This window comes from Haloleucobacter albus (assembly GCF_052492075.1).
In genome coordinates, this window is sequence record NZ_JBQWAS010000026.1 from 304,026 (window position 1) to 326,566 (window position 22,541).

The following is a 22,541-nucleotide window of genomic DNA, read 5'->3' on the forward strand; positions in this document are numbered from 1 at the left end:
CTTGCCATGAACCAGCCCGTCTTTTTCCCATTGCCCAAGGCGCTGACCCTTGGGGAGATTGCAAAACTCAGTGGCGCGACACTGCAAGCGCCTGAAGGGGAAGATCCGGCTGCGTTGGAAAATCGTATCATTTCAGGCGTTGGCGCTCTGGAGGCTGCCGGGCCGGAGGATCTGATTTTCTGCGATAATAAAAGTTTTGCCGAAAAGCTGGGTGAAACGCGGGCTGGAGCCTGCATCACATCCGAGCGATTTGTCGCGCAGGTGCGCGCAGGTGTGGCAGTGCTTGTCAGCCCGCGGCCTGCTGCTGCGTTTCTGGCTGTCACGCGGCAATTGTTTCCGTCTGCCTTGCGTCCTCTCTCCATTTTTGGACAGGATGGAATTGCTCCGGGTGCTGTGGTGCACCCCAAAGCTTCTCTGGAGCCGGGTGTAACCGTCGATCCCGGCGCGGTGATTGGTCCCGGAGCTGAAATCGGAGAAGGATCCCTGATCTGCGCGGGGGCTATCATTGGTCCTGAAGTGCGTATTGGGCGCAATAGCGTGGTTGGGCCCGGCGCCAGTGTGGTACATGCGCTCATCGGAAACGATGTCATCATTCATGCGGGCGCGCGTATCGGGGCTGATGGCTTTGGTTACCAACCCAGCCCGGCGGGTCATGTCAAGGTGCCTCAGTTGGGGCGTGTCGTGATTCAGGATCATGTCGAGATCGGGTCGAACAGCACGGTGGATCGTGGGGCGCTTGCGGATACGGTTATCGGTGAGGGTACCAAGATCGATAATCTTGTGCAGATCGCCCATAATGTGGTGATTGGCCGCCACTGCATCATCGTGTCTCAAACCGGTATTTCCGGCTCCACAACGCTGGGTGATTTCGTGATGCTCGGCGGGCAGGTGGGGGTTGTCGGCCATTGCACCATTGGTACGGCGGCGCAGATTGCAGCATCCAGCAATGTGAAGGGCGATGTGCCGCCCGCTGTGCGCTGGGGTGGATCGCCGGCCAAGCCGGTGCGGGAATGGTTCCGCGAAATTACAGCCCTGAAGAATCTGGCTGCGAAACCGCACCATCACTCTGCTGATGGGGAAGGGGAAGGACAAAGCAAATGAGCGATGCAACGGCACCGCAGAGCGCCGCTGAAAGCGCTTCCGGGAAGGATAATGCCGGCGAGGTCCGGGAACTGGGCTATGCCGATATTCAGCGCGTGCTTTCTTGTTTGCCGCATCGCTACCCCTTCCTGCTGGTGGACCGGGTGGAGCGGATTGATGGCGACAAATCTTGTGTCGGCATCAAGAATGTGACAGCCAATGAGCCGCATTTCCAGGGGCATTTCCCTGGCAATCCGGTGATGCCGGGCGTGCTGATTATTGAAGGTATGGCGCAGACGGCTGGTGTGGTCTGCGTGCTGGGCAAGAGCCAGGAAAAGCCTTCACTGGTTTATTTCATGACGATTGACGAAGCCAAGTTCCGCCGTCCTGTCGTGCCGGGAGACGTGCTGGAATACCACATGACGCGCCTGAACAGGCGGCGCAATATGTGGTGGTATCGCGGTGAGGCAAGGGTGCGGGGCGAACTGGTGGCCGAAGCGAAAGTCGGCGCCATGATTATGGAGAGCTGAAATCGTGGCAAAGATCGACCCCACGGCCCGCGTCGAGAATATGGCGGGCCTTGCCGATGATGTGGAAATTGGCCCTTACTGCATTCTTGGGCCGCATGTGGTTCTCGGCGCGGGGGTGCGGTTGCATGCCCATGTGAATATTCAGGGCGACACCACCATTGGCGCCGGGACGGAAATCTACCCCTTCGCGTCACTGGGGACGCCGCCGCAGTCCATCCACTACAAGGGTGAGCGCACGCGGCTGATCGTGGGTGAAAAGTGCCATATTCGCGAACATGTTACCGCCAATATCGGCACAGCCAACGGGCGAGGTGAGACCCGTATCGGCAATGGTGTGATGATGATGGTGGGGGCCCATGTGGGCCACGATTGCATTGTTGGTGATCAGGTGATGTTCGCGAACAATGCAACCTTGGCTGGCCATGTGGTGGTGGGGGATTATACTTTCCTTGGCGGCCTGTGCGCGGTGCATCAGTTCACACGGATTGGCCCGCAATGCATGATTTCCGGCCTTACGGGTGTACGTGAGGATGTTATCCCCTTCGGCAATGTGCTGGGGCAGGCGGGCAAGCTTGTGGGGCTTAATGTTATTGGCATGAAGCGGCGCGGCTATAGCCGTGCGCAGATTCATGCGGCGCGTGCGGTCTATCGTGAGCTGTTTTTTGGTGAAGGCACGTTTGACAGCCGGCTGGAGAAGGTGCGTGCCGAAGTTGAAGACTCGGCCTTTGCCGCCGCCGTAGTGGCCTTTGTGGATGAGGATCGCAAGCGCTCCCTGTGTCACCCCTCGCGGGGTGTGGTTGGGGAGGGGTGAGCTTGAACCCGTCCTCAGCTCCTGAGATGGGGACGGCTCAGGAACAGGCCTCCCGCATCCTGCCGGAACCCGCATCCAGAGCTCCGCTGGGTATTGTGGCCGGGGGCGGGGGCTTTCCGGCCGCCGTGGCCGAAGCCGCCAGAGCGCAGGGCCGCGAGGTAGTGCTTTTTCTCATTCGTGGTTTTGCTGATCCGGCTCTTGAACGCTATGAGCATTACTGGTTCCGCTTGGGGTCTTTGGGCGGGGTATCGGCCAAGGCCCGTGCCAGAGGCATCCGTGATGTGGTGATGGTGGGCACTGTCACCCGCCCGCGTGTGCGCGATCTGGGGCTGGACTGGACAATGATGCGGCTGTTGCCGCGCATCGCCCGCCTGTTTCGGGGCGGGGATAATCATTTGTTGTCTGGTGTTCTTGGGCTGGTTTCCGAGCAGGGGTTCCGGCTGCTGGGTGCGCACGAGGTGGCCCCTGAATTGTTGCTGCCGGCCGGTGTTCTGGGTGCCCATGCCCCAAGCGAGCAGGACAGAGCGGATATTGCCCGTGCTTTGATCTTGCTACAGGTGCTCAGCCCGTTTGATGTGGGGCAGGGCGTGATCGTCGTGGATGATTTTGTCGCCGCAGTCGAGGCCGCTGAAGGCACGGACAGCATGTTGCGGCGATACGGTGAAATGCGCCGTAATGGACGTTTGCGCTTTGCAGCGGGCAAGGGTGTGCTGGTGAAAGCGCCGAAGAAGGGGCAGGATCGGCGCATTGATTTGCCTTCCCTCGGGCCGGATTCCATCAAGAGAGCCAAAGAGGCCGGGTTGGCGGGCATTGCTTTTGAAGCGGGCGGAGCCATGGTGCCGGATGTGGCCGGGCTGGTTGAGGCTGCGGATGCAGCGGGCCTTTTCGTTATGGGGGTGTCGTCCTGCGAGGATGAGGCATGAATGTGCTGCCGCAGGATGCAAAGGCGCACCCACTTTCCGTTTTTATTGTGGCTGGTGAAGAATCCGGGGATCAGCTCTCTGGCGCGCTGATGGAGGAGATTTCACGCCGAGCGCCAGCCGGTGTGCATTTCCGTGGCGTTGGCGGGGCGCGGATGGAGGCCGCAGGGCTCGATAGCCTGTTTCCGATGGAAGATCTGACGGCTATCGGTGTCACGGCGGTGTTGGGCAAACTGCCGGTGATTTTGCGTCGCCTGAAGCAGACGGTGGAGGCCATTCTGGCAGATCCGCCGGATGTTCTGGTGCTGGTGGATGCACCGGATTTTACGCATCGTGTAGCGGCGCGGGTGCGGGCGCGTAATCCGAATATCCCTATTGTGAAATATGTCTCCCCCACGGTGTGGGTGTGGCGCGAGGGACGGGCCGCAGCTATGCGGCCTTATGTGGATGCGCTACTGGCTCTTCTGCCCTTCGAGCCGGATGTGCATCGTCGGCTTGGCGGGCCGCCGACCTTCTATGTGGGGCACCCCCTGCTGGAGCGGTTGGATATTTTGCGCCCCTCACCTGAAGAGCAGGTGCGGCGAGATTCCAAGCCCCCGCTGGTGCTGGTGTTGCCGGGGAGCCGTCGCCGGGAAATCGAGCGGCTCGGGGCTCATTTCGGCACCACATTGGGGTTGGTCTCGCGCGATCTGCCCATGGAACTAGTTCTGCCTACCTTGCCCCGTCTGGAAGGTCTGGTGCGGCGTGTAACGGCTAATTGGCCTGTCCAGCCGCGGATCGTAACGGATGAGGCTGAAAAATATGCCGCATTCCGGCAGGCCCGCGCAGCGCTCGCTGCTTCAGGAACCGTGACGCTGGAGTTGGCTCTGGCCGGTATTCCCCATGTGGCAGCATACAAGGTGGGGTGGTTGGAGGCACAGATTGCCCGCAGGATCTTGAAGGGCACCACTGTGATTCTGGCCAATCTCGTCGCCGGGGAAAATGTGGTGCCGGAATATTTGCAGGAATATTGCACCATCCCGGTGCTGTGTCAGGCGCTGCGGGATGTGGTGCTGGATTCGCCTGTGCGCGCACGGCAAGTGGAAGCTTTTGCCAGGATGGATGAGATTTTCGCCATCCATGGGCCAGGCCCCAGTGCCCGTGCGGCAGAGGTGGTGTTGCGTCTGGCTCGGAACGGGCGCACAGCGGCTTTGCCGGCACCGGAAGACTTGCTGTGAATTGAAAAAGCCGGAGGCGTGCCTCCGGCTTGAGGTGTGTGCCTGAAAGGCGGATCAGACAGGTGCACCCGCATAGAGGGCGGCAATTGTGGCTGGCTCCACCTCTTCCAGACGCGCGGGCTGCCATTTCGGGCTACGGTCCTTGTCCACCAGTGCGGCGCGCACCCCTTCAAGAAAGTCCGCAGAGCGGGTGACCGGACCGCTGAGAAACAGCTCCAGCGCCGTTGCATCCGGCAGGCTGAGAGATGCGCCCCGGCGGATATTCTCGAAGGTGATGGCCAGACTGGTGGGAGAGAGGCCGCGCAGTGTCTTCAGGGTTTGCGCGGCAAAATCACCTGGCGTGCGCTCCAGAGTTTGCAGGATTGAAAGCGCGGAGGGCGCATCGGCAAAAAGCTCTGCGATCAGCGGGCGGGCTTCGGCCAAAGCGGAAGGGGCGGGAGCTGGTGCGCTATGGTGGGCAATGGCATTGGCCACGGGCTCACCCTTCGCCAGTGCCTCCACAAGTGCCTCATGCTGGGCGCGGGGCACGAAAGCTGTGGCGATTCCCGAAGCCATGGCATCTGCGGCCTTCACATGTGCGCCGGTGAGGGCGAGATAAAGGCCGATTCCATCCGCCAGCCGCGGCAGGAAATGCGTGGCGCCGACATCCGGGAAAAAGCCGATCAGCGTTTCAGGCATGGATAGCACCACGCCTTCTCCCACAACGCGATGCGGTGCATGCATGGAAATGCCCATGCCGCCACCCATGCAATAGCCATCAATCAGCGCGACATAAGGCTTGGGATAGGCGCCAATCAGGCAATTCAGCTCATATTCCGAGGCGAAGAAGGTGTGAATATCCTGAAAGCGGCCCTCAAGGCTGGCAGCCCGGATGGCGCGAATATCTCCACCGGCGCAAAAAGCCTTGGGGTGGGTGGAGCGCACGACCACCACATCGACACCCGGATCATCTGCCCATTGTGTGAGCACATGCATCATGCCCTGTACCATGGGCAGATCAAGCGCATTCAGGGCTGCGGGCCTGTCGAGCGTAATGATGCCGGCGCGCCCCTGGCGTGTGGCGTTGATTCCGGAAAGGACGGGCTGGGTCTCTGTCATCGCCTGAGTGTCTCCTGTCCGCCCGGTGGGCCGGGCGTGATTGTAATGGGCTACGGGCAAGGCTGGAGCCAGGAGAATGGAAAAGCTGTATCAGCGCGAATCTTCAAGCCCAGCGTTTTGCTCTATCGAGTGGATTGTAGCTCAAAACAAGCTGAAGCGCTGCCATGTGCATATCCTGGCAGCGGAACGAAAAAGGCGCGGATCTTTCGATCCGCGCCTTTTTATTTCTGGCGAGCGTTGAAGCTGAAGGAAATTTTCCTTCAGTTTCATCTGAATGCTCAGCTGCGCTTGGCCATGTCCACATAATCGCGGCGGGGGGCGCCGGTGTAGAGCTGACGCGGGCGGCCGATACGCTGGCCCGGATCCTCGATCATTTCCTTCCACTGGCCAATCCAGCCCACGGTGCGCGCCAGAGCGAACAGCACGGTGAACATGGTGGTGGGGAAGCCCATCGCCTTCAGGGTGATACCGGAATAGAAGTCGATGTTCGGATAGAGCTTCTTCTCGATGAAATATTCATCGTGCAGCGCAATGCGCTCCAGCTCCACCGCCACGTCGAGCAGCGGATCATCCTTGATGCCCAGCTCGTTCAGCACTTCATGGCAGGTCTGCTGCATGATCTTCGCGCGCGGATCATAGTTCTTGTAGACCCGGTGGCCGAAGCCCATAAGGCGGAAGGGGTCGTTCTTGTCCTTCGCGCGGGCGACGAATTCGGGGATGCGATCCACCGAACCGATTTCGGACAGCATGTTGAGCGCGGCTTCATTTGCGCCACCGTGGGCAGGGCCCCACAGGCAGGCGATGCCGGCTGCGATGCAGGCGAAGGGATTCGCACCCGAAGAGCCGGCCAGACGCACCGTGGAGGTGGAGGCGTTCTGCTCATGGTCGGCATGGAGGATGAAGATCCGGTCCATGGCGCGGGCGAGAACCGGGTTCACCTTGAATTCCTCGCACGGCACAGCAAAGCACATGGAGAGGAAGTTGGAGGTGTAGTCCAGATCGTTGCGCGGATACACGAAGGGCTGGCCGACCGAATATTTGTAGGCCATGGCGGCCAGGGTCGGGATCTTCGCAATCATGCGGATCGACGCGATAAGCCGCTGCTGCGGATCGGAGATATCGGTCGAGTCGTGATAGAAGGCAGACAGCGCGCCAACCGAAGCCACCAGAATGGCCATGGGGTGCGCATCACGGCGGAAGCCGTGGAAGAAGCGGTTCATCTGCTCGTGGACCATGGTGTGATAGGTCACGGAGCGATCAAATTCCGCCTTCTGGGCAGCGGTGGGAAGTTCCCCGTAGAGCAGGAGATAGCAGGTCTCCAGAAAGTCGCCATTTTCGGCGAGCTGCTCGATGGGGTAGCCGCGATAGAGCAAAACGCCCTCATCGCCATCAATGTAGGTGATCTTGCTTTCGCAGGAGGCAGTCGACGTGAAACCCGGGTCATAGGTGAACATCCCGGTCTGGCCGTAAAGCTTCGAGATGTCGATGACGTCAGGTCCGATGGTTCCTCCGCGGATTGGCAGATCCCAGCCTTCGTCCCCCAAGCCAAGTTTAGCCGTTTTGGCACCGGTTTCTTTGGTGGCGTCCATGGATCCCTCATCCTTTGGGCGAACTGTGCAGCATCTTCGCACTGCGAAGAACTATGGCAGCAGTCCTAAACCCTCCCCATTGTTGCCGCAAGCAGCAGTCTGCCTCATTATAAGGCAGTGATGCGCGCGCGGGCGACGGCGAGGTCTGCGGCGCAGTTTACATTAAAGAAGGGGTCGCCGCTGCTCCCTTCCCATCTCTCCGATACGACCTCAAGCGCGCGAAGGATAGCCCCGACTTTAAGCTGTCCCGTTTTCAGGGCGTTGCGAAGGGGTTCCGCAGCGCTGGCCGGCCACAGGGTGACGGTGTGATGCGTATGGTCGAGTGATTCAGCGCTGACGGGCCGTCCACAGGTCGCATGTCGGGCAATCAGGCGTGCGGCAAGATCGGGTGGCAGAAAGGGCGTATCGGCGGGCACGCTCAACAGGGGTGCGCCGGGAGCCACGCGCGACAGCCACTCCAGCCCGGAAAGCACGCCGGCCAGCGGGCCGGGATGGCCGGGCACGGTATCTGCCAGAAGGGGCAGGCCGAAGCGCGCATAGGCATCAAAGTCGGCATTGGCGCTGATGAGAAGCCCGCTTGTTTGCGGCTCCATGCAGGCAATGACATGGCCGAGCAGCGGCAAATCTCCCACCCTGAGGAGGGGCTTGGGTGTTTGAACCGGGGTGGCGGGGCTGCGCGCATCTGCCACGGCATCTGCCGTAGCAAGACCATCTCCATGAGGGGCGGGCATATGAGAGGCGGCCATGCGACGACCGAGGCCGCCGGCAAGAATCAATCCGAAGGGCAGGGCGAGGTCCGACATGCCGACATGCTAGCGGATGAAGCCCGTGCAGACAGCAGGCTTCTGTCATCAGCGCCTGCTGTCTTGTTGTTTGCGGAGTGGCTCAGTCCACCATCGCCTTGGGGGCACCACGCGTCATCCAGCGCGGCAGGAAGGGGGCAATCTTCGCATGTACGGCCCGCCAGAAGGCATAATCATTCAGCCGGGAGGGTTCGAACAGGCCAATCAGCGCTGCCGCCACATAGGGCAGGCTCTGCACCATGAGGGCCATGGCGTAGAGGTTGATCTCCCGCGTATCGTGCCAGTTGGTGCTGATGAGCACCAGACCGGCAAGTAGAAGGGCTGAGCCGATGATCGCCTCTGGCAGGGCTGGGAAACTGCGGGCTGCGCCGGCCAGCCAGTTATTGCCCTTGGCGGTGCGGGCGAAGGCGAGATCCTTGTAGCGGAAGCCATCCAGAACCGCCTTGGCCACCGTGAATTGCACCGCGCTGGCTACAATGGCCGCCCCCAGCATGCGTGCGGGCGTAGTGTGCACGCGCAGCCGGTAGAGGCTGATGAAGTGCAGCGCATAGATGAGAAAAGTCGCCAGAATCGGCAGTGTCAACACATAGGCCGGCACCGAAATGCCGAGGATCAGCACGAAGGGCACAAAGGCCAGAGACGCCAGCGCCACGGCTGCCCCCACCGATTCCGCTCCCAGCCAGGACATCCAGCCCAGCACGAAGTGCCGACGCTGCGCCAGAGTGAGGCTGGATTTGCCCGGCAGAAAGCGCGACCAGTGTTTCTTGATGATCTGGAAGCCGCCATAGGCCCAGCGGTGACGCTGTTTCTTGAATGCCTCGAACGTATCCGGCAGCAGGCCCCAGCCATAGCGATGGGCGGTGTAGTGGGTTTTCCAGCCATGCTCCGCGATGGTGAGGCCGAGATCGGTATCCTCGCAAATGGTGTCGGAAGACCAGTTGCCGGCTTCCATCATGGCCTGGCGGCGGATGAGGCACATGGTGCCGTGCACCACCACCGCATCATCCTCATTGCGCGTGACCATGCCGATATCGAAGAAGCCGGCATATTCGGCATTCATGGCCTGATGCAGAGGGCTGGTGTCGCCATCGCGATGATCCTGCGGGGCCTGCACGAGGCCAACGGTGGGATCTTCAAAGACGGGGACCAGATTTTTCAGCCAGTCCGGGCTCACCACATAGTCGGCATCAATGATGCCGATGATTTCCGCATCCTCCGCTGTCTGCTCCAGCGCGATACGCAGGGCACCGGCCTTGAAGCCTGAAACCTTCTCGGCATTGATGAACTTGAAACGATCACCCAGCTCGGCGCAATGCGCGCGGATAGGGTTCACCATCTCTGGATCAGGCGTGTTGTTGATGATGATGATGCATTCCAGATTCGGCCATTCCAGCCGGTTGAGCGCATCAATTGTCTGCTTCAGCATCTCCGGCGGCTCGCGATAGGCGGGCACATGAATGGAGACCTTGGGGAAGCGTGTGGGAGCTTTCAGGGGCTGCTGGTCCAGCAGGCGCTGGGGGCCGCGGCCAAAGGCCAGGGAGGTCAGCTCCTCAAGCCGGTAGAGAATGACAAAGACCAGTGGCACCAGCATGAGCACGCACAGGGCCAAGGTCACATAGTCCCCGCCGGAAACATAGTGGCTGAGCCAGTAATCGGCCACCAGCGCCAGCCATGAGGCCACTGCATTGGCTGCGCCGGCCATGGCCAGACCCTGAATGAAGGTGACGCCCTTCAGCCACAGCATGGGCAGGGTAAAGATGAAGCCCAGAACAAGCGCCAGAATGGCAGTCTGTGTATAGGTTTTCTCGACAATGGGGCCGGTGAGGGGAAACTTCAGATAACGCCCGGCATCGAACACGCCCCAATATTGGCCGACGGACCCCTCAAAATTTTTCCAAGGCGAATCAAAGGCTTCGATGATGTTGTAGTCGATACCCTGGGCATCCGCACGTGAGACGAATTCGCGGATAATCCGGGCCTGTTCCACCTGTCCGGGCACGGAGGCATCGCGGTTGAACCCACTGGAAGGCCAGCCGAACTCGCCAATGACAATACGCTTGCCGGGGAAGGCGGCGCGCAGCCGGTTATAGGCATTGATGGTGTAATCCACCACCTGATTGGCCGGCACGCCCTCCCAGTAGGGCAGGATATGGGCGAGGATATAATCCACCGAGGAGGCCAGCTCGGGTTCTTCCAGCCAGGTGTTCCAGATCTCACCCGTGGTGACGGGCACATTGGTCTGGCGCTTCACCCGCCGGATCAGCTCCGCCATTTCCTTGCCGGATTTTTCCCCGCGCAGCACGGTTTCATTGCCGACAACGATACCGATGACGTTGCGGTTGGCATTGGCCACCTCCACCGCATTCTTCATCTCTTTGGCGTTGCGTTCCTCACGCTTGTCAATCCACGCGCCAACCGTGACCTTCAGCCCCTCTTCGGCTGCTATCGGCGCGACTTTCTCAATGCCGCCGGTGGAAGCATAGGTGCGGATGGCGCGGGTGTAGGGCTCCACCACCTTCACATCGGAGCGGATCTGCTCTTCAGTGGTGGGCTGGCCCTTCTCCGGGTCCATATAGCGGCCATAGGGCGCGAAGGAGAGGCTGGCAAATTGCCCGGCAATATCCGGGGCATGAACCTGCGGCCTCATCAGATACCAGAGCGCGGCGCTGAGAGAGGTTGCAACAATGATGACTGCTGCCGCAACAGCAAGACCGGTACGCATGACAAGCCCACCCGCCATAGGGATGTAGCCGTGCCGCACGCAGATGGAGCGACAGGGCCGGAAATTCAGCCCGGAACATTGATTCCGGGCACAGCATATCAGGCCCCGCCGCAGCGGCGGCCCTTCAGTTCACCGCGCCACATAAGGTGCGAGTGTGGCGTGGGTTCGGCAGAAGGGCCGGATGACGCCTGTCTGCTTCATCATTCCGCCGGTTTCTGCTCGGGCACGGCTTCTGCCGGGGCGGTTTGTGCGGTTGGCACATAATCCGGGTTGACCCAGCACTGATGCACGCGCCCGCCGAGGCGCTCCTGTGCCTTGGCGTCAATATTGCCCTGCCGGACGAGGCAGCGGAAAGAGACCTTGAGATGCTCAATGGGGCAGCCGAAGCGCTCATACAGATCCAGATGGCGGCGGGCGGTGTCGAGATCATCGCGCCACAGCAAGGCTGTAATACGCCTTCCGCTCCACACGCATTCCGGCAGGCCGGCCGTGCCTGGCAGCTTGGCGGCTTCGTTATATTCATCAATTGAACGGCGTTGCAGTTCCTGAAGGGCCCGTTGTTCCGGGCTCTGAACTTCCTGCTGCTGCGCCTGGGGGCGGGGTGCGCTGGATTGGCCCTGCGCAGCCACGGGCGAAGAAAATGCGCTGAAGCCGAAGCCGAAGGCCGTGCAGGCCAGAAGAGCGGCGCGGGCCAGTTGCGAAATTCGGAAGCGTTGCATGAGGTCCATATTCTTCGGAACAAGGCGGAACGAGCCGCGGGAAGGTTAGGAGAAGATGCTGATTTTGTCAGCATCGGGGCATCGGTTGCATATCATGCACGGCGCGGTTCCCCGAAACCTGCCGGATACGCACCGGATTGTGCCGTTTTCCGGGCGCGCAGGCATGATAGCGGAAATGCCGGCCGGGTTCGCGAACCTGCCTTCCGGGAAACTTTTGCACAAAGAGCTTTAATCAGGAGTTTCTCAAACCGGCCGTTTTTCATGATGACGCACTTTCCTTGCGCCGGCATTGTGAATGTCCATTCTTGACTGTGGGAGAGGCTGATACATAGATCATCGCCCGGACGCCGGAAGGCGGCCTTGCCCATCTTCCGGGCGTGCTGAACCAAGGGCTTTTGCCATGGGCAAAAGTAAGGGCTTTCATGCTGTCTGCCGTGCGTCTGCCGCTTCTTCTCGCCATTCTCGTTGCGGCTATGATCGCGACCTTGTGGACATGGCTGGGCCAGCCGGTGCAGATGCCATCCACGCCGCTGGAGGCCGGGCAGAAGCTGCCTTGTGTTTCCTATGCGCCCTTTCGCAAGGGGCAGTCTCCCTTCATGAAGGGACTGGTGATCTCCGAACAGCAGATTGACGAGGATTTCGCCCAGCTGGCGAAAATCACCTCCTGCGTGCGCACCTATTCCATCGAGATGGGGTTGGACAAAGTGCCGCAACTGGCCCGCAAGCATGGGTTGGATGTGATGCTGGGCATCTGGCTCAGTTCGGACCCGGCCCGGAATGCTGATGAAGTGGAGGCCGCTACAGCGCTGGCGCGGGAGAATGCCGATGTGGTGAAGGCTGTCATCGTTGGTAATGAAGTGCTGCTACGCGGCGAGATGACCTCAGCAGGTCTGGCGCAGACCCTTCGGCGGGTGAAGGAAAAGGTGGGCGCTGTTCCCGTGACCTATGCGGATGTGTGGGAGTTCTGGGAGCGGAATCAGGCGTTGGCCAATGATGTGGATTTCATCACTATCCATATTCTGCCCTATTGGGAGGATCTGCCTGTTTCCGCCGCCGAGGCCGGCCCGCATGTGGATGAGATTCGCCGGCATATGGCCGAGGCATTTCCGGGCAAGGATATTCTGATTGGCGAAACCGGCTGGCCTTCTGCCGGGCGCATGCGCGAAGGGGCGTTGCCTTCCCCCTCCAATCAGGCGCGTGTGGTGCAGGATGTGCTGGCGCTGGCGCAAAAGCGCGGCTACCGCGTGAACCTCATCGAGGCTTTCGATCAGCCGTGGAAGCGCGTCAGTGAAGGCACGGTTGGGGGGCATTGGGGCATTATCGACGCTGATACGCGCCAGCCGAAATTTGCATGGGGCGCACCGGTTGAGGATTTTCCCGGCTGGCGCATGCATATTGCGGTGGGGCTGGCCGTGGTCGTCCTTTCTTTTGGCGTGGCGGCCTTGTCCGGGCGCGGGCGCTCTCGGGAGCAGATGAGCGCGGGCGAATGGCTGGCTGTCGCCTTTATTGCGCTTTCGGGGGGCGCAACTCTGGGCGCCGCGCTTTCGGCGCTGCCGCTGGAGAGCCTTGGATGGGTCGGTTGGCTGCGCAACGGCGTTTTTGTCGTGCTGGCGGTTCTGGCTATAGCGGCGATGCCGGCACTGATCGGGCGCGGGCAGGGGCTGGCCCCCATGGCGGTGGCTCTGGAGCCCGGCTTGCGCCGGGAGATGCGCCCGGCCGCTGTTGTATCCGGGCTGATGCTGGCCCTGGGGGTCGGGGCTGTGGGCGTGGCGGCGCTCGAACTGGTGTTCGACCCTCGCTACAAGGATTTCCCCAATTATGCGCTCACTGGCGTCGTCCTGGCCTTGCTGGCCCCATTACTGGTGCAGCGGGCCGATCGCAAGGGCGGCGGCATGGCGGAGCTGGTGGCTGGCTGGGGCTTTCTGGTGGCCGGTATTTATATTCCGCTGAATGAAACGCTGGAGAACTGGCAAGCACTGTGGTTCGGCGCGCTGTGCCTTGTGTTGTCCTTCACGCTGTGGCGGGTCCGGGCCGTGCAAAGGAAAGAATGAGCAACATGGTGGCCAGCGCTCCGGCAATCTCATTTTGAAATACCAGCGCGAAACCGGCGAACACCATGCCCATGGCAAAAGCAGAGAGGGATGGCGCGATGAACTGTATCGCGGCAACCGCCAGCGCAATGGCCCCAAACAGATAAAGATGGGTGAGGATGAGAATGGCGGAGCGGGCGTAACAGCTCGCACTTTCCAGCCCAGCCTCGCAGGCCAGCGCCACAAGGGTCGGCTGCACCACCATATAGCGCATGTAAAGCGCCCAGCCGAGAGCCCCCATGCCAAGGGGAATCAGCCAGTTCAGAGTATGTGGGCCGGGGCGGAAAAGGGAGCGCGGGCCCTGATGGCTTTCAGGCGAGGAATTCATGTGAAATATCTCGAAAAGCGATATCGGGGCATATGCATTTGGAAAGATATGTTGCGTATGCCTTCCGTCAGCCATTCTGCTTAAGTGGTGGCGGGCATGGCGTCCAGTGGCCGCATGGGGCGGGGTGAATTTCAGAGCGCGTGCGCCATGGGTGCATGAGAGGGCTTGAAGACTGCTTCCGGTGGCGCGCCAGTCGCGATATGGAACGGGCACAGCCGTGGTGGAGGATATCTCATGAGTGATCGCAGCCTGCTTGTTGTGGTGCTGGCCGCTGGTGAAGGCACGCGCATGGCCTCGCGCATGCCAAAGGTGCTGCATCAGGTGGCAGGCTGGAGCATGTTGCATCATGTGCTGGCCACCACCCAGGCCGCCGGGGCGACCCGCACCGCCGTTGTGGTGGGGCCGGGGCGTGAGGATGTTGCGGAAGAAGCACGCAAGCTGGTGCCGGATGCACAGATTTTCGTGCAACAGGACCGGCTGGGCACGGCTCATGCCGTTCTGGCCGCCCGCACCGCGCTGGAGCATGGCGTGGATGATGTGCTGATCCTCTATGCCGATACGCCGCTCATTCGCCCGGAAACGCTGGCGCGCTTGCGCGCGCCGCTGGCGCAGGGGGCCGCCGTTGCCGTGCTGGGCTTCCGCCCCGCAGATCCCGCCGGATATGGCCGCCTGCTGACAGAGGGGGATGCACTTCTCGCCATTCGTGAAGAGAAGGATGCAAGCGCTGAGGAAAAGACCGTCGGCTTCTGCAATGCCGGCCTCATGGCGCTTTCTGGCGCACATGCTCTGAGCCTTCTGGAACGGATCGGCAATGCCAATGCCAAGGGCGAATATTATCTGACAGACGCTGTCGAGATCGCCCGTGCCGACGGCCATGCCGTCATTGCCACAGAGACGGATACAGAAGAGGTGGCGGGTGTGAACAGCCGCCTGCAACTGGCTGAGGCTGAAGCTATTCTGCAACAGCGTCTGCGCCGGGCGGCCATGGCGGGAGGTGTCACGCTCGTGGCGCCGGAGACTGTTTTCCTCGCGGCAGATACGAAACTGGGGCGCGATGTTGTGGTGGAACCGAATGTGGTGTTCGGCCCCGGCGTGAGCGTGGGAGAAGAGACGGTGATCCACGCCTTTTCTCATCTGGAAGGCGCAAAGGTGGCCGCCCGCGTGAGCATTGGCCCCTTCGCGCGGCTACGCCCCGGTTCGCAGGTGGATGATGGCGCGCGGATCGGCAATTTCGTGGAAACCAAGGCCGCCCATATCGAAACCGGGGCCAAGGTGAACCACCTTTCCTATATTGGCGATGCGCATGTGGGGGCGCGCACCAATCTGGGAGCCGGCACGATCACCTGTAATTATGATGGCTTCGGCAAATATCGCACCGAGATCGGGGCGGATGCCTTTGTGGGTGTGAACAGTGCGCTGGTGGCGCCTGTCACCATTGGCAATGGCGCCTTCATCGGCACCGGCGCGGTGGTAACGGAGAATGTGCCGGATGATGCCCTGGCGCTGGCCCGCAGCCGGCAGACCGTCAAGGAAGGCTGGGCCAGGGAGTTTCGCACCCGCCGGGCTGCGGCCACTGGAAAAAGCCGCAAAAACTGAAACGTGCCGGAGTCGCCGCAGCATCCGCCACGGGTCTGTTTCCGACAGAAACTGAAAAGGTAAGTGATTCTGCCCCATGAACATCACGGGGTAGGCTGGAAACATCTGGCGCAGAGCCCGATTCTGCCGGAACGGGCCTGCCATTCTGCCAATATGGAAGTGGAGCTTCAGCTTATGTGCGGAATTGTCGGTATTCTTGGCAAGGGGCCGGTTGCAGACAAGGTGATCGAGGCTCTGCATCGCCTGGAGTACCGGGGCTATGATTCCTCCGGTATCGCCTCTCTTGAGGCTGGCCGTCTGGAAGTGTGCCGCGCCGAAGGCAAGCTGCGGCACCTTGAAGCCAAGCTGGATCGCCACCCCCTGCATGGTGACATTGCCATTGGCCACACACGCTGGGCCACCCATGGCAAACCGACCGAGCGCAATGCGCACCCTCACGCGACGCGGCGTGTGGCCGTGGTGCATAATGGCATTATCGAGAATTTCCGTGAGCTGAAGCTGGAACTGGAGGCGTTGGGTGTCAGTTTCCAGAGTGAGACCGATACGGAAGTCGTCGCCCAGCTTGTTGATCGCGCCTTGCTGGAGGGCAAGAGCCCGGTGGATGCAGTGGCCTCTGTTCTGCCGCGCCTGCGTGGGGCGTTTGCGCTGGCCTTTCTGTTTGATGGGCAGGATGATCTTTTGATCGCGGCCCGCCGGGGCTCGCCCCTGGCCATTGGCTATGGCGATGGAGAGATGTTCCTCGGCTCGGATGCCATTGCGCTGGGGGCCTTCACCAACCGCATCGCTTATCTGGACGAGGGCGACTGGGCCGTGCTGACCCGCGAAGGCGTGGTGATGCATGATGAGCACGGCGCAATTGTGCAGCGCCCGGTCCAAACCGTGCCGGCCGGTGCGCTTCTGGTGGATCGTGGCAATCACCGCCATTTCATGGCCAAGGAAATTTATGAGCAACCGGAGGTGATCGGCCACACCTTCGGCCATTATATCGACCTTGAAAACGAGACCATGGCGCTGCCGGATCTGCCCTTTGACCCGCGCACGGTAAAGAGCATTTCCATCACGGCCTGTGGCACGGCCTTTTATGCCGGAGCGGTGGCGGAATATTGGTTCGAGCGGTTCGCCCGCATTCCGGTGAGCCTCGATATCGCATCCGAATTCCGGTATCGCGAAACGCCGCTGGACCCGGATGGGGTGACGATCGTCATCTCTCAATCCGGCGAAACGGCGGATACGCTGGCCTCTCTGCGCTATGCCAAGGAGTGCGGGCAGAAGGTGGTTGCGGTGGTGAATGTGCCCACCTCCACCATTGCCCGTGAGGCCGATGCAGTGCTGATGACCCTCGCTGGGCCGGAAATTGGCGTGGCTTCCACCAAGGCTTTCACCTGCCAGCTGGCCACATTGGCCTGCCTTGCGGTTTCACTTGGCCGAACAAACGAACATCTCTCCCGCGAAGATGAACGCCGGCTCGTGCGCGCGCTGATGGAAACGCCGCGCCTGATGACCGAGGCGCTGAAGCTGGCGCCGGAAATCGAACTTCTGGCCCGGACTTTGGCCAAGGCGCGTGATGTGCTCTATCTGGGGCGCGGCACGGCCTATCCGCTGGCGATGGAAGGCGCGCTGAAGCTCAAGGAAATCTCCTACATTCACGCTGAAGGCTATGCCGCCGGCGAGTTGAAGCATGGCCCCATCGCCTTGATTGATGAAACCATGCCAGTGGTGGTGATTGCGCCTTTTGATCGCATTTTCGAGAAAACCGTCTCCAATATGGAGGAGGTGGCCGCGCGGGGCGGGCGCATCATTCTGGTGACGGACCCGAAGGGGGCGGAAGCTGCGCCCGTGGATGCAGTGCAAAAACTGATCCTTCCGGAAATGCCGGCCACGATCGGCCCGATGGTCTATTCCATTCCGGCTCAGCTCATCGCCTATCATACGGCTGTGATTATGGGCACGGATGTGGATCAACCGCGGAATCTGGCGAAATCCGTCACGGTGGAGTGAGGGGCGCTTTTGCGTCATGGACTCTGGCGCGGACTTGGGGAACCCCGGTTGCGCCAGAGCTGGATTGGGGGGGGGCAGATCCAACTTTAAGAGTGTTGATTTTATCGTTATAATTCAATTATTTATGGTTAATTTCTAAAGTTAATTCTAGGATTAAAGGTTCGGGCGGGAGCCGATGTAAATGGTCAGTCCTGCGAAGAGCAGGGCGAGGCCGCCCAGCACCATATTTGGTGCGCCGAGTAGCCATGAGCTGCCGAGAGTCACAACGAAGCTCCCGATCGCGAACATCTTGGCGATTGGAGGGATTGCGCCGCTTTCCCGCCAGCGCACAACGCTGGGGCCAAGATGACGGTGCGTGAGCAGCCAGGTTTCAAAGCGGGGCGAAGAACGGGCGAAGCACCAGGCGGCCAGAATGAGGAAGATGGTGCCGGGCATCATCGGCACCACAAGGCCTATGGCGCCGATCATCACGAATATGATTCCCGCAGCAAACAGTACCTGCCGATAAAGCGCGCTATGCCAGCGGCGGCGGTTTTTCAGTTCCGGTGAGTTGGCGGCCTCATCACGGGCGCTCGCGCCTCCATCACGCGCAAGGGTGGCGCGGGGCGGTTGGGCCGGTGTGGAGGGTGGGTGCCTGGCAGACATGACCTTCCGGACTGCATATGCCCCAATGGCGGGGGTGCGGATCTGCACCGGATATGCCGTTGGGTGAGTTGTCTGTCAGAATGGCGATTTACCCAGCCGAGAGCAAGCGTACAGCTCCATCACGTTCGTGCAGATAAAGCAGGGTGCGCAAGGCTTCCGCATCTGGCCCGATCAGTTCCGGGTCGCGGCGAATGGCGGTAGCTGCTGCATTTCTGGCTTCTTCCACCTCCGCGCCATGAAACTCGCTGCGCGCCACGCGAAAGCCGGGCAGGCCACTTTGTCGCGTGCCCAGAACGTCGCCTTCGCCCCGCAGGCGCAGATCCTCTTCCGCCAGCCGGAAGCCATCCTGACTTTCGCGCAGAATGGAAAGGCGAGCCTTGGCCGTTTCGCTCAACGGGCCGCGATAAAGCAGCAGGCAGGTGGATGCCTTGTCGCCTCGCCCCACGCGCCCGCGCAACTGATGCAGCTGGGCCAGCCCGAAGCGCTCGGCATGTTCAATCACCATGAGCGTGGCATTTGGCACATTCACGCCCACTTCCACCACTGTGGTCGCAATCAGCAGGCGCGTATCGCCGGATGCGAAACGGGTCATGGCGGTGTCTTTGGCGGCGGCCGACATGCGTCCATGCACCACATCAACTTTGTCACCGAAGATCTTCTGGAGACTCTCGAAACGCTCTGTGGCTGAAGTCAGGTCAGTGGTTTCACTTTCCTCCACCAGCGGGCAAATCCAGTAGGCTTGTGCGCCTGCGGAAATGGCACGCTGAATAGCGGCGACAACCTCATCCAGCCGCTCCAGAGGCAGGGCGCGTGTATCCACATCCTGCCGGCCCGGAGGCTTCTCGCGCAGCTCGCAGGAATCCATATCCCCGAACAAGGTCAGTACAAGCGTGCGTGGGATGGGGGTGGCGGTCATCACCAGCATATCAACCGCGCGCCCCTTTCGGGCGAGAGTCAGGCGCTGCTCAACGCCGAAGCGGTGCTGTTCATCAATGATGGCCAGAGCCAGATCCTGAAAGATCACGTCATCCTGAATGAGGGCGTGCGTGCCGAGCAGAATCTGGATTTTTCCGGCTTCAAGTTTTTCCAATAGTGTCTTTCTGGCCTTGCCTTTTTCCCGCCCTGTCAAAAGAGCGACCTCAATGCCTGCGGCTTCTGCCAGTGGGGCAATGGTTTCCAGGTGCTGGCGGGCAAGAATTTCTGTTGGCGCCATCAGTGCGGCTTGTCGTCCGGCTTCCATGACGGTTGCGGCGGCCAGCAGCGCCACCACGGTTTTGCCAGAGCCGACATCGCCTTGAAGCAGGCGTAGCATTCGATTTTCTGAAGCCAGATCTTGGCGAATGTCACGCAATGCCTGCTGCTGCGCATTGGTAAGATTAAAGGGTAATGCCTTGAGGATGCGTTCAGAAATCCGCCCGTTGCCAATGCTTGTGCGGCCGCCGGATCGTTCTTCCCGTGCGCGCATGAAGGCGAGTGTAAACTGGTGAGCGAACAGTTCATCCAGCGCCAGCCGTCGCCACGGTGCGCCTGTAGCAATGGCGTCTGCCGGATTCTGTGGATGATGCAGGCGTATCAGCGCTTCCCGGAAGGGAGGTAGCAGACCGCTGGTGAGGCTGGTTGGCAGCCACTCCGGCAAGTCAGGCAGGCGCTCCAGTGCCGCAGAGAGGGTGCGGCGCAAGTGGCCGGGCGCCAGCCCTTCCACCATGGGGTAAAGCTGCTCCACGGGGGGGAGGCGGGCAATGCCATTGGCATCCAGAATCCGATCGGGATGGGTCATTTGCCGCATCCCGTCATAGATGGAGATTTTCCCGCAAAGCCAACGGGTTTCACCGATCGGCAGCATGTGGTTGAGGCGCGCGTCATCCATGCGGAAATGAATGACGACAAGTTCCCCGCTGGAATCTGCCACATATGTGCGATGAGGCGCGCGGCTTCCCGGAGGTGGGGAGCTATGGCTCAGCACCTGCACTTCCAGCGTCACATCCGTGTCCGGCATGGCTTCGGCAATGGTGGGGCGGGTGCGTCGATCCACAAAGCCGGAAGGCATGTGGAAGAGCAGGTCCAGCACGCGCGGCGTTTCGCGCCCCAGTAAGCGCGCAAAGGGGCGCTCCAGCTTGGGGCCGATGCCGGGCAAGCTGGTGAGTGGGGCGAATAGCGGCTGAAGTGTATCCGGGCGCATGCGGGCTCTCAAATGCCGGGGAGGGCAACTTCATGCTTAGATTTAACTTTAAGTTTATAATAAGCTTGAAGGTATGTGTAAATATCAATATTTTCAATGGTTAATTGATTAATTCGGATGTTTGTTATGAGTGTGGATGAGGGTGATTCCGCACGCGCGGAGAGAATGGCCTTTCTCTTGGGGTTGCGGCAGCGTGGGCTTCGCGATGTGGCTGTGCTGCGTGCCATGGAAGTGGTGCCGCGCCCTCTATTTGTAGATCCACAATTTCGCGAACATGCTTATGAAGACGTGGCTTTGCCGATTTCCTGTGGGCAAAGCATGTCTCAGCCCAGCCTCGTCGCAAAGATGACGGAAGCTCTCAATGTCACGGCAGAACATGCTGTTCTGGAAGTGGGAACGGGCTCAGGCTATCAGGCGGCAGTGCTGGCGCAGCTCGCGTCGCGGGTTGTGACGGTGGATCGTTACCGAACTCTCGTCTCGCAGGCTCAGGCGCGGTTCGATGTTCTCGGGCTGCGCAATCTGGTGGCCTATGTGGGAGATGGCTTGCTGGGGCAGCCGGCGCGAGCGCCTTTTGATCGCATCATGGTCACGGCTTCTGCGGAGGAGATTCCCTCGCCGCTGATCGAGCAGCTTCGATTTGGCGGTGTTCTGGTCATGCCCCTTGGCTTGCAGGATGAGGAGCAAAGTCTGGTGCGTTTCGTGCGTCAGCAATCGGGGGATGTTTGTACGGAGATTGCGCGCGTGCGTTTTGTGCCCCTCATTGCGGGCGCGGCGGCAACACTTTAAGAAGAAATTAACGCCTCACCCCGTGAAGAGACATATTGCGGATTGCGCCGGGGCTGAGTGTTTGATTTACGGCAGGCCGGAACCGGCTTAATGCGCATGGAGTCTCGTTTTGCAGCTTATGGCCCTGAATCGCGCGCGCACCCTGCTTCTCGGCCTCTCTGTGGCTGGCCTGCTCACGGCCTGTGCGGGGCGGCCGGATGGTGCGCTTATTCCCGTGCCGGATGATGTGCCGGGTACATCTCGCGTCAATATGGTGGCGGCGACCGTGCGCCAGCGCGTGGAAGGGCCGGATGTATTCAGTGGCGAGCGTGGCGACAAGGTGAGCTTCCTGGAAGTGGATGTCTCCATTCCGCCAGACGGCGCCCGCGCGAAGGGTGAGGTGCAGTGGCCCAAATCCGTGCCGGGCAACCCGGCGACGGATTTTGTGACCACTCGGCTGGAGGACCTGACTCAGAAGCAGGCTGAAGGGTGGTTCAACAGGAAGATTCGAAAGACACGAGGTCGCCAGGCTCTTGTGTTCGTGCATGGCTATAATCAGCGCTTTGATGATGCGGTGTTCCGCTTCGCGCAGATCGTGCATGATTCCGGTGCGGAGGTGGCCCCGGTGTTGTTCACATGGCCTTCGCGCGGCAGCCTGCTGGCCTATGGCTATGATCGGGAGAGTACCTCCTATTCGCGCGATGCTCTGGAGCGTTTGCTGGCCTTCATGGCGAAGGACCCGAATGTGAGCGAGGTTTCCATTCTCGCGCATTCCATGGGCAATGTGGTGACGCTTGAGGCTTTGCGGCAAATGGCCATTCGCAATGGTCGCATTCTGCCCAAGATCAAGAATGTGATGCTCGCTGCGCCGGATGTGGATGTGGACGTGTTCCGCACCTTCTTCCGTGAGATTGGCGACGAGCGTCCGAACTTCACCCTGTTTGTTTCGCAGGATGATAAGGCATTGCAGGTTTCCCGTCGCGTGTGGGGCGGTGTGCCGCGCGTGGGGCAGGTGGACCCGTCTCAGGAGCCCTATCGCAGCGAATTCGAAAAGAACCAGATCACGGTCATTGATCTGACCAAGCTGGAGACAGGTGATCCGCTGAACCACGGCAAGTTCGCGGCCAGCCCCATGGTTGTTCAGTCTATTGGCGTGCGTTTGGCGCAGGGGCAGACCATGACGGATTCTCGCGTGGGCTTTGGTGAGCATATCGTGCAACTTACTACTGACGCCGCCTCCACTGTGGGGACGGCTGCGGGCCTCGTGATTGCTGCGCCGGTGGCTGTGGTGGATGGCAATACGCGTGAGAATTATGCCCGGCATGTGGGCAAGCTGGGCGATTCCCTTACGGAGACGGCCGAGTCGGGGCAGGATCTGCTGCCGGTGGCGGCTCACCCCTGATTGTGTTTGCTGGGGGAGCGGCCTTCTGAGGGTTGCATTTCCCCAGCGT

General features: G+C 60.8%; 19 protein-coding genes. 11 read left to right on the forward strand and 8 right to left on the reverse strand.

All coding sequences use genetic code 11. The features are described 5' to 3' along the window. Positions 1–6: 6 nt before the first annotated feature. Genes lpxD through lpxB form a run of 5 tightly spaced genes read left to right on the forward strand, consistent with a single transcriptional unit; the run spans position 7 to position 4,558 of the window. Positions 7–1,101 (forward strand): UDP-3-O-(3-hydroxymyristoyl)glucosamine N-acyltransferase, encoded by a 1,095-nt coding sequence (gene lpxD / locus ACT6QH_RS09695; RefSeq protein WP_444974611.1) that lies wholly within the window; start codon positions 7–9, stop codon positions 1,099–1,101. Beyond that, positions 1,098–1,610 carry a 3-hydroxyacyl-ACP dehydratase FabZ gene (gene fabZ, locus ACT6QH_RS09700; RefSeq protein WP_444974612.1) on the forward strand — a complete coding sequence of 171 codons (513 nt, stop codon included), beginning with the start codon at positions 1,098–1,100 and terminating at the stop codon, positions 1,608–1,610. The genes lpxD and fabZ overlap by 4 nt, the downstream gene beginning before the upstream one ends. 4 nt (positions 1,611–1,614) lie before the next feature. Further along, complete coding sequence (gene lpxA, locus ACT6QH_RS09705; RefSeq protein WP_444974613.1) at positions 1,615–2,421, forward strand: acyl-ACP--UDP-N-acetylglucosamine O-acyltransferase; 807 nt, start codon at positions 1,615–1,617, stop codon at positions 2,419–2,421. A 2-nt stretch (positions 2,422–2,423) separates the two neighbouring features. Continuing rightward, complete coding sequence (locus tag ACT6QH_RS09710) at positions 2,424–3,344, forward strand: LpxI family protein (protein ID WP_444974614.1); 921 nt, start codon at positions 2,424–2,426, stop codon at positions 3,342–3,344. Further along, positions 3,341–4,558: a lipid-A-disaccharide synthase gene (gene lpxB / locus ACT6QH_RS09715; protein WP_444974615.1), complete on the forward strand. Its 1,218-nt coding sequence runs from the start codon at positions 3,341–3,343 to the stop codon at positions 4,556–4,558. Before ACT6QH_RS09710 ends, lpxB begins: the two co-directional genes overlap by 4 nt. A gap of 54 nt (positions 4,559–4,612) precedes the next feature. Here lpxB and ACT6QH_RS09720 read toward each other — a convergent pair whose 3' ends face one another. Next, on the reverse strand, positions 4,613–5,656 hold the full coding sequence (locus ACT6QH_RS09720; RefSeq protein WP_444974616.1) for an enoyl-CoA hydratase/isomerase family protein: 1,044 nt from the start codon (positions 5,654–5,656) through the stop codon (positions 4,613–4,615). 76 nt (positions 5,657–5,732) lie between these two features. Here ACT6QH_RS09720 and ACT6QH_RS09725 point away from each other — a divergent pair, with 76 nt between their 5' ends. Further along, positions 5,733–5,897, forward strand: a complete 165-nt coding sequence (locus ACT6QH_RS09725) for a hypothetical protein (protein WP_444974617.1) — start codon at positions 5,733–5,735, stop codon at positions 5,895–5,897. Between the two features lie 37 nt (positions 5,898–5,934). On the opposite strand, the gene gltA is transcribed toward ACT6QH_RS09725, so the two are convergent. The 4 genes from gltA to ACT6QH_RS09745 all read right to left on the reverse strand — a co-directional run bounded on the left by gltA (position 5,935) and on the right by ACT6QH_RS09745 (position 11,489). Continuing rightward, the gene (gene gltA, locus ACT6QH_RS09730) at positions 5,935–7,245 is read right to left on the reverse strand and encodes a citrate synthase (RefSeq protein ID WP_444974618.1); all 1,311 of its coding nucleotides are present in this window, start codon (positions 7,243–7,245) and stop codon (positions 5,935–5,937) included. A gap of 107 nt (positions 7,246–7,352) precedes the next feature. After that, positions 7,353–8,048 (reverse strand): molybdenum cofactor guanylyltransferase, encoded by a 696-nt coding sequence (gene mobA / locus ACT6QH_RS09735; RefSeq protein ID WP_444974619.1) that lies wholly within the window; start codon positions 8,046–8,048, stop codon positions 7,353–7,355. Positions 8,049–8,130: 82 nt separating this feature from the next. After that, complete coding sequence (locus ACT6QH_RS09740; RefSeq protein WP_444974620.1) at positions 8,131–10,770, reverse strand: glycosyltransferase; 2,640 nt, start codon at positions 10,768–10,770, stop codon at positions 8,131–8,133. Between the two features lie 200 nt (positions 10,771–10,970). Beyond that, positions 10,971–11,489, reverse strand: a complete 519-nt coding sequence (locus ACT6QH_RS09745; protein WP_444974621.1) for a hypothetical protein — start codon at positions 11,487–11,489, stop codon at positions 10,971–10,973. 422 nt (positions 11,490–11,911) lie between these two features. Between ACT6QH_RS09745 and ACT6QH_RS09750 the strand changes: the two genes are divergently transcribed. Then, on the forward strand, positions 11,912–13,540 hold the full coding sequence (locus tag ACT6QH_RS09750; RefSeq protein ID WP_444974622.1) for a glycoside hydrolase family 17 protein: 1,629 nt from the start codon (positions 11,912–11,914) through the stop codon (positions 13,538–13,540). Here the strand turns inward: ACT6QH_RS09750 and ACT6QH_RS09755 are convergent. After that, the gene (locus tag ACT6QH_RS09755; RefSeq protein ID WP_444974623.1) at positions 13,500–13,907 is read right to left on the reverse strand and encodes a hypothetical protein; all 408 of its coding nucleotides are present in this window, start codon (positions 13,905–13,907) and stop codon (positions 13,500–13,502) included. The two genes, ACT6QH_RS09750 and ACT6QH_RS09755, sit on opposite strands and share 41 nt — an antisense overlap. Before the next feature lie 234 nt (positions 13,908–14,141). On the opposite strand from ACT6QH_RS09755, the gene glmU reads away from it, so the two are divergent. Both glmU and glmS read left to right on the forward strand, forming a co-directional pair. Further along, positions 14,142–15,503 carry a bifunctional UDP-N-acetylglucosamine diphosphorylase/glucosamine-1-phosphate N-acetyltransferase GlmU gene (gene glmU, locus ACT6QH_RS09760; protein WP_444974624.1) on the forward strand — a complete coding sequence of 454 codons (1,362 nt, stop codon included), beginning with the start codon at positions 14,142–14,144 and terminating at the stop codon, positions 15,501–15,503. A gap of 174 nt (positions 15,504–15,677) precedes the next feature. After that, a complete protein-coding gene (glmS, locus tag ACT6QH_RS09765; protein WP_444974648.1) occupies positions 15,678–17,501 on the forward strand; it encodes a glutamine--fructose-6-phosphate transaminase (isomerizing) in 1,824 nt (607 codons plus the stop codon). A 153-nt stretch (positions 17,502–17,654) separates the two neighbouring features. Here glmS and ACT6QH_RS09770 read toward each other — a convergent pair whose 3' ends face one another. Both ACT6QH_RS09770 and recG read right to left on the reverse strand, forming a co-directional pair. Beyond that, complete coding sequence (locus ACT6QH_RS09770) at positions 17,655–18,146, reverse strand: YbaN family protein (protein ID WP_444974625.1); 492 nt, start codon at positions 18,144–18,146, stop codon at positions 17,655–17,657. An 88-nt stretch (positions 18,147–18,234) separates the two neighbouring features. Further along, the gene (gene recG / locus ACT6QH_RS09775) at positions 18,235–20,325 is read right to left on the reverse strand and encodes an ATP-dependent DNA helicase RecG (protein ID WP_444974626.1); all 2,091 of its coding nucleotides are present in this window, start codon (positions 20,323–20,325) and stop codon (positions 18,235–18,237) included. A 126-nt stretch (positions 20,326–20,451) separates the two neighbouring features. Between recG and ACT6QH_RS09780 the strand changes: the two genes are divergently transcribed. Continuing rightward, positions 20,452–21,111, forward strand: a complete 660-nt coding sequence (locus tag ACT6QH_RS09780) for a protein-L-isoaspartate(D-aspartate) O-methyltransferase (protein ID WP_444974627.1) — start codon at positions 20,452–20,454, stop codon at positions 21,109–21,111. 118 nt (positions 21,112–21,229) lie between these two features. After that, positions 21,230–22,492, forward strand: coding sequence for an alpha/beta hydrolase (locus ACT6QH_RS09785; protein WP_444974628.1), 1,263 nt, complete (start codon positions 21,230–21,232; stop codon positions 22,490–22,492). The last annotated feature ends 49 nt before the right edge of the window (positions 22,493–22,541 follow it).

What these genes read in the sequence shown, in the direction of transcription:
- lpxD (WP_444974611.1), top strand. Translation starts at nt 7, where the DNA reads ATGAACCAGCCCGTCTTTTTCCCATTGCCCAAGGCGCTGACCCTTGGG.
- fabZ (WP_444974612.1), top strand. Translation starts at nt 1,098, where the DNA reads ATGAGCGATGCAACGGCACCGCAGAGCGCCGCTGAAAGCGCTTCCGGG.
- lpxB (WP_444974615.1), top strand. Translation starts at nt 3,341, where the DNA reads ATGAATGTGCTGCCGCAGGATGCAAAGGCGCACCCACTTTCCGTTTTT.
- ACT6QH_RS09720 (WP_444974616.1), bottom strand. Translation starts at nt 5,656, where the DNA reads ATGACAGAGACCCAGCCCGTCCTTTCCGGAATCAACGCCACACGCCAG.
- ACT6QH_RS09725 (WP_444974617.1), top strand. Translation starts at nt 5,733, where the DNA reads ATGGAAAAGCTGTATCAGCGCGAATCTTCAAGCCCAGCGTTTTGCTCT.
- gltA (WP_444974618.1), bottom strand. Translation starts at nt 7,245, where the DNA reads ATGGACGCCACCAAAGAAACCGGTGCCAAAACGGCTAAACTTGGCTTG.
- mobA (WP_444974619.1), bottom strand. Translation starts at nt 8,048, where the DNA reads ATGTCGGACCTCGCCCTGCCCTTCGGATTGATTCTTGCCGGCGGCCTC.
- ACT6QH_RS09740 (WP_444974620.1), bottom strand. Translation starts at nt 10,770, where the DNA reads ATGCGTACCGGTCTTGCTGTTGCGGCAGCAGTCATCATTGTTGCAACC.
- ACT6QH_RS09745 (WP_444974621.1), bottom strand. Translation starts at nt 11,489, where the DNA reads ATGCAACGCTTCCGAATTTCGCAACTGGCCCGCGCCGCTCTTCTGGCC.
- ACT6QH_RS09750 (WP_444974622.1), top strand. Translation starts at nt 11,912, where the DNA reads ATGCTGTCTGCCGTGCGTCTGCCGCTTCTTCTCGCCATTCTCGTTGCG.
- ACT6QH_RS09755 (WP_444974623.1), bottom strand. Translation starts at nt 13,907, where the DNA reads ATGAATTCCTCGCCTGAAAGCCATCAGGGCCCGCGCTCCCTTTTCCGC.
- glmU (WP_444974624.1), top strand. Translation starts at nt 14,142, where the DNA reads ATGAGTGATCGCAGCCTGCTTGTTGTGGTGCTGGCCGCTGGTGAAGGC.
- glmS (WP_444974648.1), top strand. Translation starts at nt 15,678, where the DNA reads ATGTGCGGAATTGTCGGTATTCTTGGCAAGGGGCCGGTTGCAGACAAG.
- ACT6QH_RS09770 (WP_444974625.1), bottom strand. Translation starts at nt 18,146, where the DNA reads ATGTCTGCCAGGCACCCACCCTCCACACCGGCCCAACCGCCCCGCGCC.
- recG (WP_444974626.1), bottom strand. Translation starts at nt 20,325, where the DNA reads ATGCGCCCGGATACACTTCAGCCGCTATTCGCCCCACTCACCAGCTTG.
- ACT6QH_RS09780 (WP_444974627.1), top strand. Translation starts at nt 20,452, where the DNA reads ATGAGTGTGGATGAGGGTGATTCCGCACGCGCGGAGAGAATGGCCTTT.
- ACT6QH_RS09785 (WP_444974628.1), top strand. Translation starts at nt 21,230, where the DNA reads ATGGCCCTGAATCGCGCGCGCACCCTGCTTCTCGGCCTCTCTGTGGCT.